Origin of the sequence: Franconibacter sp. IITDAS19 (genome assembly GCF_023079515.1) — a bacterium.
Lineage (GTDB): Bacteria > Pseudomonadota > Gammaproteobacteria > Enterobacterales > Enterobacteriaceae > Franconibacter > Franconibacter pulveris.
Genome location: NZ_JALJCP010000005.1, coordinates 296,650 through 309,741 on the forward strand (window position 1 = coordinate 296,650; position 13,092 = coordinate 309,741).

General features: G+C 56.6%; 14 protein-coding genes. 7 read left to right on the forward strand and 7 right to left on the reverse strand.

All coding sequences use genetic code 11. The annotated features are described in order from the left end of the window. Positions 1 to 47: 47 nt before the first annotated feature. Together nfuA and gntX are read right to left on the reverse strand one after the other, a co-directional pair. Positions 48 to 623: a Fe-S biogenesis protein NfuA gene (gene nfuA, locus MT962_RS15710; RefSeq protein ID WP_024554015.1), complete on the reverse strand. Its 576-nt coding sequence runs from the start codon at positions 621 to 623 to the stop codon at positions 48 to 50. Between the two features lie 58 nt (positions 624 to 681). Continuing rightward, positions 682 to 1,362 carry a DNA utilization protein GntX gene (gene gntX / locus MT962_RS15715; RefSeq protein ID WP_247366019.1) on the reverse strand — a complete coding sequence of 227 codons (681 nt, stop codon included), beginning with the start codon at positions 1,360 to 1,362 and terminating at the stop codon, positions 682 to 684. 39 nt (positions 1,363 to 1,401) lie between these two features. Between gntX and bioH the strand changes: the two genes are divergently transcribed. Both bioH and MT962_RS15725 read left to right on the forward strand, forming a co-directional pair. Next, positions 1,402 to 2,175 carry a pimeloyl-ACP methyl ester esterase BioH gene (gene bioH / locus MT962_RS15720; RefSeq protein WP_247366020.1) on the forward strand — a complete coding sequence of 258 codons (774 nt, stop codon included), beginning with the start codon at positions 1,402 to 1,404 and terminating at the stop codon, positions 2,173 to 2,175. Positions 2,176 to 2,329: 154 nt separating this feature from the next. After that, complete coding sequence (locus tag MT962_RS15725) at positions 2,330 to 2,599, forward strand: YdgH/BhsA/McbA-like domain containing protein (protein ID WP_024557018.1); 270 nt, start codon at positions 2,330 to 2,332, stop codon at positions 2,597 to 2,599. A 25-nt stretch (positions 2,600 to 2,624) separates the two neighbouring features. On the opposite strand, the gene feoC is transcribed toward MT962_RS15725, so the two are convergent. From feoC to greB, 5 genes are all read right to left on the reverse strand, one after another. After that, positions 2,625 to 2,864 (reverse strand): [Fe-S]-dependent transcriptional repressor FeoC, encoded by a 240-nt coding sequence (gene feoC, locus MT962_RS15730; RefSeq protein ID WP_247366021.1) that lies wholly within the window; start codon positions 2,862 to 2,864, stop codon positions 2,625 to 2,627. Positions 2,865 to 2,873: 9 nt separating this feature from the next. Then, positions 2,874 to 5,192: a Fe(2+) transporter permease subunit FeoB gene (gene feoB, locus MT962_RS15735; RefSeq protein ID WP_247366022.1), complete on the reverse strand. Its 2,319-nt coding sequence runs from the start codon at positions 5,190 to 5,192 to the stop codon at positions 2,874 to 2,876. 29 nt (positions 5,193 to 5,221) lie between these two features. Continuing rightward, positions 5,222 to 5,443, reverse strand: coding sequence for a ferrous iron transporter A (gene feoA / locus MT962_RS15740; protein WP_024557015.1), 222 nt, complete (start codon positions 5,441 to 5,443; stop codon positions 5,222 to 5,224). Between the two features lie 683 nt (positions 5,444 to 6,126). Next, positions 6,127 to 8,451: a Tex family protein gene (locus MT962_RS15745; RefSeq protein ID WP_247366023.1), complete on the reverse strand. Its 2,325-nt coding sequence runs from the start codon at positions 8,449 to 8,451 to the stop codon at positions 6,127 to 6,129. A gap of 115 nt (positions 8,452 to 8,566) precedes the next feature. Next, positions 8,567 to 9,040, reverse strand: a complete 474-nt coding sequence (greB, locus tag MT962_RS15750; protein WP_024558209.1) for a transcription elongation factor GreB — start codon at positions 9,038 to 9,040, stop codon at positions 8,567 to 8,569. A gap of 79 nt (positions 9,041 to 9,119) precedes the next feature. On the opposite strand from greB, the gene MT962_RS15755 reads away from it, so the two are divergent. The 5 genes from MT962_RS15755 (at position 9,120) to envZ (ending at position 13,083) form a co-directional block, all read left to right on the forward strand. Next, entirely contained in the window at positions 9,120 to 9,302 is a 183-nt protein-coding gene (locus MT962_RS15755; RefSeq protein WP_048888789.1) for a hypothetical protein, read from the forward strand. Positions 9,303 to 9,348: 46 nt separating this feature from the next. Continuing rightward, the gene (locus MT962_RS15760) at positions 9,349 to 10,191 is read left to right on the forward strand and encodes a DUF3289 family protein (protein WP_247366024.1); all 843 of its coding nucleotides are present in this window, start codon (positions 9,349 to 9,351) and stop codon (positions 10,189 to 10,191) included. Further along, the gene (locus tag MT962_RS15765) at positions 10,188 to 10,637 is read left to right on the forward strand and encodes a DUF943 family protein (protein WP_247366025.1); all 450 of its coding nucleotides are present in this window, start codon (positions 10,188 to 10,190) and stop codon (positions 10,635 to 10,637) included. The genes MT962_RS15760 and MT962_RS15765 overlap by 4 nt, the downstream gene beginning before the upstream one ends. 368 nt (positions 10,638 to 11,005) lie before the next feature. Then, on the forward strand, positions 11,006 to 11,725 hold the full coding sequence (gene ompR, locus MT962_RS15770; RefSeq protein WP_001157751.1) for a two-component system response regulator OmpR: 720 nt from the start codon (positions 11,006 to 11,008) through the stop codon (positions 11,723 to 11,725). Next, positions 11,722 to 13,083, forward strand: a complete 1,362-nt coding sequence (gene envZ / locus MT962_RS15775; protein ID WP_024558205.1) for a two-component system sensor histidine kinase EnvZ — start codon at positions 11,722 to 11,724, stop codon at positions 13,081 to 13,083. Before ompR ends, envZ begins: the two co-directional genes overlap by 4 nt. Positions 13,084 to 13,092: the final 9 nt, after the last annotated feature.

A 13,092-nucleotide genomic window follows, 5' to 3' on the forward strand; every position in this document is an offset into this window, starting at 1 on the left:
GTTGTAAGGCAAGCGCAACAGCACTCGCCATCTACAGCCGCGCTCTGTTAGTAGTAAGAGTGCTCGCCGCGCTGGTGCTCGGTGAGATCGCGCACGCCTTTCAGTTCCGGGAACTCATTCAGCAGCTGTTTCTCGATACCTTCTTTCAGCGTCACGTCCACCATGGAACAACCGTTGCAGCCGCCGCCGAACTGCAGAATGGCGTAGCCTTCATCGGTGATTTCCATCAGCGTGACGCGACCGCCATGGCCTGCCAGCTGCGGGTTGATCTGCGACTGCAGCAGGTACTCGACGCGCTCCATCAGCGGGGCATCGTCGGAAACTTTACGCATTTTGGCGTTAGGCGCTTTCAGCGTTAGCTGGGACCCGAGCTGGTCGGTCACGAAATCGATTTCCGCATCTTCCAGATACGGGGCGCTCAGCTCATCCACGTAAGCGGTAAGCTGGTCGAATTTCAGGGCAGTGTCCGTTGCTTCCACGGCGTCCGGCGGGCAATAAGAAACGCCGCATTCGGCATTCGGGGTGCCTGGGTTGATGACGAACACGCGGATTTGCGTCCCTTCTTCCTGATTTGCCAGCAGTTTGGCAAAGTGTGATTGGGCAGCATCGGAAATACGGATCATAACAATGGCCTAATAGTTGACTATTTTAGTCGGTTATAATACGCCCATCATCGAGGCTCTACAAGGTTCGACACAGGCACCATACCTGGACAGTCGCCGCGCCGTGCTGCAAAAGCAGGCGCGCGATTTGGGCGACCGTACTGCCGGTCGTAACGACATCATCCACAATAACGATATGGAGTCCTTTAACCGGCAATTCAAGCCGGAAGGCGTTTTTCAGGTTCCGTCGGCGCAGCCGGGCGCTCAGATGATGTTGAATGGCCGTTGCGCGCACCCGACTGATGGCGCGGGCTTCATACTGACAACCAAGCCAGCGCGCCAGGCATCTGGCGAGCAAATCGCTCTGGTTATAACCGCGGCGCCAGGCGCGGCGGCGATGCAGCGGCACGCTAATAATCCTGTCTGCCGGCGGCAGTCCTGCCGTTCTCCTTTCCTGTAACACGTTCAGCAGCAACAGGCGCGCCAGCGCGGCGGCAAGCGTGGTCTGGCGCTGAAATTTAAGCCTGTGCACCAGCGAACTTAACGGCGCGGCGTAATCGCTGATATACACCAGTCGCTGCCACGGCGGCGGCTTTTGCAAACAGCGCCCGCACGGCAAGCGGCCGTGCGCGGCAGGTAAACCGCACTGCGGGCAGTGAGGCGGCGATTTCAGGCTCCTGGCGCAGCGTGAGCAGACTCCCCAGCCAGAACGGGCAAGCGGCATCCGGCATAGCCAACATATCCCCGGTATTGTTAGCATGACGACCTCCTTGTACATCAATCATGAGAAGAGTAACGGATGAACGACATCTGGTGGCAGACCAAAGGGAAGGGAAATTGTCATCTTGTGCTGCTGCACGGATGGGGGCTGAACGCCGAAGTGTGGCATTGCATTTCTGAGGAATTAAGCTCGCATTTTACGCTGCACCTGGTAGACCTGCCGGGCTTTGGCAGAAGCCAGGACTTTGGCGCGCTTTCGCTTGACGCGATGGCGGAAATCGTACTGCGTCAGGCGCCGGAGCGGGCCGTGTGGCTTGGCTGGAGTCTGGGCGGGCTGGTGGCGAGCCAGATTGCGCTCACGCATCCGCAGCGCGTACAGGCGCTGGTGACCGTGGCGTCGTCGCCCTGTTTCAGCGCCCATGGCGAATGGCCCGGCATCAAACCCGATGTGCTGGCCGGATTCCAGCGGCAGCTGCGCGAAGATTTTCAGCGCACGGTAGAGCGCTTCCTGGCGCTGCAAACGCTCGGCACGGAAACGGCGCGACAGGATGCCCGTACGCTCAAGGCGGTGGTGCTGGCTCAGCCAATGCCCGCGGCGGATGTGCTGGACGGGGGGCTTGAGATCCTGAAAACCGTTGATTTGCGCGAACCGCTCGCCGCGCTTTCGCTGCCCTTTTTGCGTATTTACGGCAGGCTCGATGGGCTGGTGCCGCGCAACGTCGCAGCCTTGTTAGACGAAGCCTGGCCGCAAAGCGATTCTCTGGTATTTCCAAAGGCGGCGCACGCCCCGTTCATCTCGCATCCGGCGGAATTTTGTCTGGCCTTACGAGAATTTTCTTCGCCCTTTTTATAAAAATAAGACTGCTTAAGCGCGCCCGTCGTTAATACTTAAAACGTAACTGTCTGCTGACGTTTACGAGGTAGTCAGGGCAGGGGCAAAGGAAGTCTGCGCCTGTCCTGCGTCGGTATCTTTTACTCCTTCGATTGTTTTCAGGAGAGTCATGGCTATGAAAATCATCACTGGCGTAACTACGGCTTTGTTTATCGGTTCTGTTTCCTTCGGCGCACTGGCGGCGGAAGAGATTCAGAAAGAGAAAGTGAAAGAGATGAATCTGACCAAAATCGGCACCATTGTTACGGACGACGCCACGGCGCCGATGGATGCCAGACAGGAACTGTCGAAAAAGGCCGATGCGATGGGCGGCAAGTATTATGTTGTTATCAGCGCGCAGAAACCGGGCAAGGATATTCACGCTACGGCGGACGTGTATAAATAAAAAAACGGCGGGGCGACCCGCCTTTTTAATGCGTAAGCATCCACAGCTCGCGCTGGCAGCCCTGGCTCTCCGGGCAACCTTTGCAACCGCTGCTGAGGCAGGCGTCCGGCTCCGCCTGCACCCTTTGCGCTTTGCCCATTCTTTCCAGTTGCTCCAGCATTGCCGCTACCCGGGGCAGGGGCAGCGCCAGTATCTTGCCGATGCGCTGCGCCTCCATGCGCCCCTGGAACGCCAACAGATCGCGTACGTCAACCAGGCTCGCCATCGCGCCTCCTTAATGGCATTCGCCTGCCGGGCTTTCGCAGCAGGCAGCAGGCGTACGGCGGCGGGCAAGCAGTGAAATATCCACACGGCTGCGTACGCGTCGCAGTCCAGTCAACAGCAGGGCGTTAAACAACGCCACCGCCAGAATGCAAACCAGGCTGTACTGCGGATGTTGATGAAAAGTCACGCTCTGGTAGAAGAGCGTTGCCAGCGAGTAAGCCACATTCAGCCCCCACAGAATGGAAAAGCCCATCCAGCCGCGGCTCGATTCACGGGCGATAGCGCCCATGACGGAAATGCAGGGGATATAAAGCAGCACAAAGATGAGATAGCTATAGGCGGCCGCTTCGCTGCCGAATTTGCTGCTCATGACGCCCATCGCCCCTGTCGCCATCTCGCCGTCGCCTTTGCTTGCTTCAATGGGGTTGGCGAGCACGCTCAGGCTGAAGGTCTCTTTGAGACTTTGCCAGGTTTCCTGGGCCGCGCTCTTTAATTCTTCCGCCAGGTTGAACGTCGTCGCGTCGAAGGCATCCTCATGGATGTTCTCTGCGGTGTAGAGGGTGTTCAGCGTGCCGACGACGACCTCTTTCGCCATTGCGCCGGTGAACAGGCCGACAGTCGCCTGCCAGTTATCGTCCCGCACGCCAATCGGCTGGAGCAGCGGCGTCAGCGCCTGGCTTACCGAGGCCAGCGCGGAGTCGTTAATGTTATTTACCGGTTTGCCGCTGAAAGAGAAGCTGTTTAGCGCGCCAATGAAAACGCTTACCACCACAATCACTTTCCCTGCGCGCAGGGTGAAGGCTTTCAGGCGCTGCCAGGTTTGCAACAGCAGGCTTTTAAGATGCGGCACATGGTAAACGGGCAGTTCCATCACGAACGGCGTGGCTTCGCCGCGCATGATGGTGTGTTTCAGCATCAGGCCGGTGAGAATCGCCATGACGATGCCGAGCAGATAAAGCGAGAAGACCACCAGCGCCCCCTGCTGGCCGAAAAAGGCGGCGGCGAAGACGGCGAAAATCGCCAGACGCGCGCCGCAGGACATAAAGGGCGCCATCATCACCGTCATCAATCTTTCGCGCGGCGCATCAAGCGTGCGGGCGCCCATCACCGAAGGCACATTGCAGCCAAACCCGACAATCAGCGGCACGAAGGATTTGCCCGGCAGCCCCAGCGACTGCATCAGGCGGTCCATGACAAACGCCGCGCGAGCCATATAGCCGGAGTCTTCCAGAAAAGAGAGGAAGAGGTACATCATGCCAATCTGCGGCACCAGCGGCAGAACGGTATTAATGCCGCCGCCAATCCCCTGAGCGAGGAAAATGGTCAGCCAGTCCGGAAAGTGGTATGTGTATCCCACCCATTGCAGGCCATGAATAAACAGGGCGACAGAGCCGGCGTCGAAGATGGGCTGCAGCGCGCCGCCGATATTAATCGCCAGTAAAAACATCAGGTACATCACCAGCAAAAAGACCGGCAGGCCGAGAAAGCGGTTGAGGATAATTTTATCCATCGCCACGGTCAGGCGGTGCGGCTCGGCGGTGAGGCTGTTGCTGACCGCATCGCAAATGGCGGCGATACTCTGATAGCGCGCGTCGGCGATAAGCAGCGCCGGGTCGTCCAGCGCATCAGCAAGACGCGCCTGCACGGCGGGGAGCAGGCTTTCCGCTTTGCCTGCAAACGCGCGGCTGTAGATGTCGCCTTCCAGCATTTGCAGGCCCAGCCAGCGGCGCTGGCGCGGCGGCAGCTCGCCCGGCATAACGGCTGCCAGCGCATCGGCTTCGCGCAGCAGCAGGGAGGGGTAGCGCACCAGCTCAACAGGCAGGTTTTGCGGCTGGCGGTCAATGGCGAGCCTGAGGCTTTCGATACCGCGGGCGCGGGTGGAGACCAGCGGCACCACCGGGCAGCCCAGGCGGGCGGCCAGCGCGTCGATATCGATACGGATATTTTGCTTTTCGGCAATATCGAGCATGTTAAGCGCTACCACGCAGGGAATGCCGAGCTCCAGCAGCTGTAGCGTGAGATAGAGGTTGCGCTCAAGGTTCGAGGCGTCCACTACGTTGATGAGCATATCCGCTTCGCCGCCAAGAATGTAATGACAGGCGATCTGCTCATCCAGCGACGTCTGAGAAGAGATAGTGGTGAGCGAGTAAGTCCCCGGCAGGTCCACCAGAGTGACGTGGTGCTCAAGGGTGGAGAAAAACCCCTCTTTACGCTCGACCGTCACGCCTGCCCAGTTTCCCACGCGCTGGCGCGCGCCGGTCAGCTGGTTGAAAAGGGTGGTTTTACCGGAGTTAGGGTTGCCAATTAAGCCAATGGTTAACTTTTTCATAGTCGCGTGAACTCAATAACGGGTCGCCGTCAGGCGGCTTCAACCTGCAACAGCGCCAGATCTTTTTTTCTCAGCACCAGATTTACGCGTCGGGTTTCAATATGAATAGGGTCGCCAAGCGGCGCCACGCGCACCACGTTAAAAGAAGAGCCTGGCAACATGCCCAGCGACAGCAGTTTTTGACGATATGCCGGGCTGATGGCTGGCGCGAAGCCGGTAATTTTCCACGTGCTGTTAAGAGTGAATCGCATAAAGCCTACTTATCTTTCAGTTGCGGACGGGCTTTTCGGCATGACCGGTAGCCGACAATAAGCCGGAAATCACGCAGGAGAAGGGAATCGATTTATATGGCAGGATGATAATGATAATGGTTTTTATCTTCAACGCCTCGATAAAGCGAAAGGGTGCTTATTTACGGTTTATTTGTTCTGGCGCAAAAAAGAGAAAATAAGTTGCTGAATCTTTTGGGTTTTTACTTTTATTTTATACTTTTCAATGTATTAGGCTGGACAGGAAGGCGAAATAATTTCATTTTTAGCATGAATGTTATTATTTGGTTTCATCTGTTATTTGAATGAGAAAATAAAAACGGTGGGGAATGCCTGCGACAATCGCGACAAAACGTAATGGTTATTTCATCCCGTCTTTTTATTAATTATCGCGTTTAGCCGTGGCGCCGATTTTTGGTCAGCCAATGGGCGAACAGTGCGACGTTTATTCGTGCAGAGAAAGGGAAGCCAACGCGCAAGCGGGGGCTTCGGCTGCCCTTCTGCAGGCGAGCCGGAATGATTAAGGGGGCGATAAGCCCCCCTTAACACATTCACAGGATGAGAGGCGCCATGGTCATGCAACGCTTTGGTGAAGGCGCCGTCCGCCTTGCCCTGGCGCTTCTCATTTCCGCCGCTTCCCTGGCAAAGGGAAGAGACCGCGGCGTTTACCGCTTCTTGCCAAAGGCGGCGGCGAGCGCATCGCTCATCGCGCTGTTGCCGCTGGCGGCATTATCGCGCGGCGGCTTGCGGTTTTGCGCCGGGCGATTGCCCTGCTCACGGCCATTGCCGCCGCCGCGGCGGGCGTTGCCTTCGCCTGGCTGTTCATCCAGACGCATGGTCAGCGCAATACGCTTGCGTTGCAGGTCTACCTCCAGCACTTTCACCTTCACGATATCGCCCGCTTTCACCACTTTATGCGGATCGTCTACGAACTTATCGGCAAGGGAAGAGATATGCACCAGGCCATCCTGATGTACGCCGATATCCACAAACGCGCCGAAATTGGTGACGTTGGTCACCGCGCCTTCCAGCACCATGCCTGGCTGGAGATCGTTCATGGTCTCCACCCCTTCGGCGAACTGCGCAGTTTTAAATTCCGGACGCGGGTCGCGGCCCGGTTTTTCCAGCTCTTTGATGATGTCGGTTACCGTCGGCACGCCGAAACGCTCATCGGTGAAATCCACTGCCTTCACGTTACGCAGCGCATTGCTGTTGCCCATCAGGTCGCGCAAGGACTGCTCGGTCGCCGCCAGGATGCGCTCCACCACCGGGTAAGCCTCCGGGTGGACGGTTGAGGCGTCGAGCGGGTTGTCGCCGTGATTGATGCGCAGGAATCCGGCGCACTGCTCAAACGCTTTCGGCCCGAGGCGGCTAACTTTCAGCAACTGCTGGCGGTTGCGGAACTGCCCGTTCTCGTCGCGCCAGGCAACGATATTCTGCGCCATCATGCGCGTCAGCCCCGCCACGCGGGTCAGCAGCGGCACCGAGGCGGTGTTGAGGTCAACGCCCACGGCGTTTACGCAGTCTTCCACTACCGCGTCGAGCTTGCGGGCAAGCTGGCTCTGGCTTACGTCATGCTGATACTGGCCCACGCCGATGGATTTCGGGTCGATTTTCACCAGCTCCGCCAGCGGGTCCTGCAGACGGCGGGCGATGGAAACCGCGCCGCGTAAGGAGACATCCAGGTCCGGAAACTCCTGCGCCGCCAGTTCGGAAGCGGAGTAAACAGAAGCGCCCGCTTCGCTGACGATCACCTTCTGCGCCGTCACCTTCGGGAACTGCTTTTGCACGTCGAGGAAGAAACGCTCGGTTTCGCGCGACGCGGTGCCGTTGCCGATGGCGACCAGCTCCACGTTATATTTTTCACACAGCGCGGCCACGACCACCGCCGCTTTCGCCGCCTGTCCGGTATGCGGATAAACCGTATCGGTGGCGACCAGCTTGCCGGTGGCGTCCACTACCGCCACTTTCACGCCGGTGCGCAGGCCTGGATCAAGGCCCATGGTGGCGCGCAGGCCCGCCGGCGCGGCCATCAGCAGATCGTGCAGGTTGCGGGCGAAAACATTAATGGCTTCTTCTTCCGCGCGCTCGCGCACGGTACTCATCAGCTCGGTTTCCAGGTGCATCAGCACTTTGATGCGCCATGTCCAGCTGACGACGCCTTTGCGCCAGCTATCCGCCGGGGCGTTGTTCAGGCGCAGGCCGAGGTGGTCGATGATGATCTGCTCGCAGCGGCTTTCGCGCGGCGGCTCGTCAAACTGCGGGTCGGCATTCAGAGAAAGCTGTAAAACGCCTTCGTTGCGTCCGCGGAACATCGCCAGCGCGCGGTGCGAAGGCACCGTGGAAATGGGCTCATGGTGGGAGAAATAGTCGCGGAACTTCGCCCCTTCTTCCTCTTTGCCCGGTACTACGGTTGCAACGAGGTGCGCGTTCTTCCACAAATAATCGCGAACGCGGGCCAGCAGCGTCGCGTCTTCCGCGAAACGCTCCATCAGAATATAACGCGCGCCGTCGAGCGCCGCTTTGGCGTCGGCGACGCCTTTATCGGCATCAATAAACGTCGCCGCTGCCGCTTCCGGCTCGTTGGCAGGGTCGTTCCACAGCAGGTCCGCCAGCGGCTCGAGGCCTGCTTCGATGGCTATCTGCCCGCGGGTGCGGCGCTTGGGTTTGAAGGGCAGGTAAAGGTCTTCGAGTTCGGTTTTGCTGAGCGTGCCGTTAATGGCGGCGGAGAGGTCGTCGGTGAGTTTGCCCTGCTCGGCGATAGATTTCAGAATAGCCTGGCGGCGCTCTTCCAGTTCGCGCAGGTAGCCCAGACGCGTTTCAAGCTGGCGTAGCTGCGTGTCGTCCAGGCCGCCTGTCACTTCCTTACGATAACGTGCGATAAACGGCACGGTGTTCCCTTCATCAAGCAGGCGAACGGCAGCTTCTACCTGTTCCGTCCTGGCCTGAAGTTCGCCGGCGATAATGCGGCTGAGCGAATCATTCATCATGGCAATGTCATCTGTTGAGTACGAAAAGTCAGGGCACAGTTATACGGATTGAGCGGGGAAAATGCCAGCCACAGCCGCGCCGGGGGGAGGAATCGGACACTTCTGTGGCGCAGGATTATTTAACGTATTCGATCTCGTTCACATACCAGGTGGCAAGGCCTGCCGGGGTCTGAACGGTCGCCACGTCGCCAGGCTCTTTTTTCAGCAGCGCGCGCGCCATTGGGGAGTCTATAGAGATGTAATCTTTGCGGCCGAAAATTTCGTCATAACCGACGATGCGAAAGCGCTTAATGTCGCCGTCGTCGTTTTCCACCTCAACCCAGGCGCCGAAGAAGACTTTGCCTTCCTGCTGCGGCGAGTAATCGACGATTTTAAGCTGCTCCAGGCATTTGGTGAGATAGCGGACGCGGCGGTCAATTTCCCGCAGCCGCTTTTTGTTGTACTGGTAGTCAGCATTTTCGCTTCGGTCGCCAAGGCTTGCCGCCCAGGTCACTTTTTTTGTGACTTCCGGGCGCTCTTCGCGCCAGAGATAATCGAGCTCTTTTTTCAGCTTTTCATAGCCTTCGCGGGTGATTAAGGGCGTTTTCATCTGCGGATTTTCCAAAGTAACCGTGCACCGGCGTACCTTAACGAGCGCTGCCGACAAAGGGAAGCGTCGCTGTTAAGAAATGCGCACCGCAGGCGTGGCGGTTTTCGGTTCGAGCGGCAAGCCGGACGCAAAAGCGAAAAGGGCGGCGCGCCACATTCATCCGTTTTACTTTATCCGGGAAAAAGCGTTGTGGGAAAATAAAGACGCCTTACCTGTAAAAACTCCCTTTGTTATTCCAGATCATGCTTTAAAAAATAAATAAGCACGGATAATGCGCAAACAGAACGTGAATAACAGGACGTTATTTTATGGTAATGGCAACCTTCCCCTTAACGATTTATCAAACACGCCGCGGCTTTAATGATGTTGGCGCGGATGACATGCGTTACGGGGATATATCACAGGAACAACTTATAAAAAGATTCCGGCTCACCGCGGTATCGAACGTTGTCGATCCTTATACTCTGACGCGATTAACGCCTTTTAATACGCCGCAGTCGCGCTTTGTTGGCGTATATGGCAACAGAAACGGCGGCCAGCTTAGCATTCATGAGTGCGCCAGATTACTGTTCGAAGAACTCCAGGCCACTTCTTTGCCTTTCGCTTTTTATGGGCCTTACCGGCAGCTTATCAATCAGATGCTGACGCACCTTTATCGCTCCACCGGCGCGCCCTGGCGCGACGCACGGTTAGATTTGGCCTACCGTAATCAAATCCTTAGTGATAACTCAAAAAACAGTACCCGGATTGCGATTAAGCAGGTTATCGATACTTACATTGATTACCAACAAAAGGGGTATCCTGGCGACAAGGTTTTCGCGTTTGCTGAAGCTATTCGCGACAAAATCTTGCCGAAGTTTGATTCATTTATTGATAAAATTAACGGTATGGGAGTCTGTGTGCATGATGTACATGCTACGCAGATTAAGGTGTTGAGTTTAAAGGTTGAAGAAAAACGGTGGCGAGCCAAAATTCTCTTCCAGGGGCAAGACCATTTTGGCCTCGGTATTGAAGACATTCAAAAACGAAAATTTATGCAACTTCAATTTTTTAGGATATGGTTCATTTTGCAGCGCTTTAACCGGTTCGGCTTTCGACCATTTCTGACTAATATGGAAGCAGTCATTGATCTGGAGGGAGGTAGCAGATGAAAAAGCTGCTGCTCATATTAGGGATTGTCGCCATTATGTTGGGGTGTTATTTCCATCTGAATAATAGGAAAGTTACCGTTATAGATGCTCACCATGGACACTATGCTGCGCAAGTCCTTGTGAATCACTTACCTTTGTCAAACTCGGCGCGTATTCAGTGGTGGATTACAAATCAGCCTGAAATATTTTCCAAATATAAAATTGCCCACCACGATGCTGGCGGGCCTTCTCTGATAACTATTTTTGCCTTTGGCAAAGGGTATCAGGAAGAAAATAACGAAGACAGATTATGTTTTAAGGATATGGATACTCCGAAAAACTGCATTGATAAAGACAGTATTATGACTGTTTTTTATTCGCGTAACGGCGACATTGAATTCCGGTTTGATAACGTGGTTTATATTCGTAATAAAGAAGGGCAAATTTATCAATCTGAAGAGGAATAAACGGCCTGCGCGCATTCCCGGCGTTTCTCCTGCCTCAGCAACCTTTTCTACCCACCCTCTTTTTCTCAGCCGCTGGCGGCGCTTTTTTAGTCGCGCCGCGCATGCAACACGGCGCGCTTTCGACGTCACGAGACTGACAGGGTTCCCGCTGCCCTTTGCGGACCCTCCTGACAGCAAGTTTTCCGCTTTTCCGATACCCAACGTAGCGCAAGGAAGCTTACTCTTTATGACAAAGCGCGTATTTAAGCTGCTGTTAAATATGCTTTGTAACAATTTAGGCTAGAATATATACCAGATTTAATTCACCCCGTGGACGCTCAGTTTCTTAGAATACGCCCACCACTGTCCGAGCCTTTGGGAGTAAACACATGCAAGAAAATTATAAGATTCTGGTTGTTGATGACGATATGCGCCTGCGCGCGCTGCTGGAACGTTATCTCACCGAACAGGGCTTCCAGGTTCGCAGCGTAGCCAACGCCGAGCAGATGGATCGACTGCTGACCCGCGAGTCTTTCCATTTGATGGTGCTCGACCTGATGCTGCCAGGAGAAGACGGGCTTTCTATCTGCCGCCGTCTGCGCAGCCAGAGCAACCCGATGCCGATAATTATGGTCACCGCAAAAGGGGAAGAGGTGGATCGTATCGTGGGGCTGGAAATCGGCGCCGACGACTATATTCCTAAGCCCTTCAACCCGCGTGAGCTGTTGGCCCGTATCCGCGCCGTGCTGCGTCGCCAGGCGAACGAACTGCCGGGCGCGCCTTCGCAGGAAGAGGCCGTTATCGCCTTCGGTAAATTCAAGCTCAACCTGGGCACCCGCGAAATGTTCCGCGAGGATGAGCCGATGCCCCTTACCAGCGGCGAATTCGCCGTACTGAAGGCGCTGGTCAGCCATCCGCGCGAGCCGCTCTCCCGCGACAAACTGATGAACCTGGCGCGCGGTCGCGAATACAGCGCCATGGAGCGCTCTATCGACGTGCAAATCTCCCGCCTGCGCCGCATGGTGGAGGAGGATCCGGCGCATCCGCGCTATATCCAGACCGTCTGGGGACTGGGTTACGTCTTTGTGCCGGACGGTTCTAAAGCATGAAGCGAGTGCGCTTCTCGCCCCGAAGCTCCTTTGCCCGTACGCTGCTGCTCATCATCACTCTGCTGTTCGTCAGCCTGGTGACGACGTACCTTGTGGTGTTGAACTTCGCTATTCTGCCGAGCCTTCAGCAGTTTAACAAAGTTCTCGCCTACGAAGTGCGTATGCTGATGACGGATAAACTGCAGCTGGAAGATGGCACGCAGCTGGTGGTGCCTCCGGCGTTTCGTCGGGAGATCTACCGGGAACTGGGCATTTCGCTCTATTCCAACGAAGCGGCAGAGGACGCGGGCTTGCGCTGGGCGCAGCACTACGAATTTTTAAGTCAGCAGATGGCCCAGCAGCTCGGCGGCCCGACAGAAGTCCGCGTCGAGGTGAACAAAAGCTCGCCGGTGGTGTGGCTGAAAACCTGGCTGTCGCCCAACATCTGGGTACGCGTGCCGCTCACGGAAATTCATCAGGGCGACTTCTCGCCGCTCTTCCGTTACACGCTTGCCATCATGCTGTTGGCGATAGGCGGCGCCTGGCTCTTTATCCGCATTCAGAACCGGCCGCTGGTGGATCTCGAACACGCCGCCTTGCAGGTAGGGCGGGGGAATATCCCGCCGCCGCTGCGTGAGTATGGCGCTTCTGAAGTGCGCTCGGTAACGCGCGCCTTCAACCATATGGCGGCGGGGGTGAAGCAGCTGGCGGACGATCGCACTTTGCTGATGGCGGGCGTAAGCCATGACCTGCGCACGCCGCTGACGCGTATTCGCCTCGCTACGGAGATGATGAGCGAAGGTGACGGCTACCTCGCTGAGTCCATTAACAAGGATATCGAAGAGTGCAACGCCATCATCGAACAGTTCATTGATTACCTGCGCACCGGTCAGGAGATGCCGCTGGAGATGGCGGATCTCAACGCGGTGCTGGGCGAGGTGATTGCCGCGGAAAGCGGCTATGAGCGTGAAATTGAGACGGCGCTGGAGAGCGGCGAAATTATGGTACGTATCCATCCGCTTTCCATCAAACGCGCCGTCGCTAACATGGTGGTCAACGCCGCTCGCTACGGCAATGGCTGGATCAAAGTGAGCAGCGGCACCGAGCTCAACCGCGCCTGGTTCCAGGTGGAAGATGACGGGCCTGGCATTAAGCCCGAGCAGCTTAAACACCTGCTGCAGCCGTTTGTGCGCGGCGACAGCGCCCGCAGCACCAGCGGCACCGGGCTGGGGCTTGCTATCGTGCAGCGTATCGTTGACAACCACAACGGCGCACTGGATATCGATACCAGCGAGCGGGGCGGTTTACGCATTCGCGCCTGGTTACCCATTCCGGTGATGAAAAGCCCGCAGCTGAGCAAAAACAGCGTTACCGCGTAAGCATAAAAA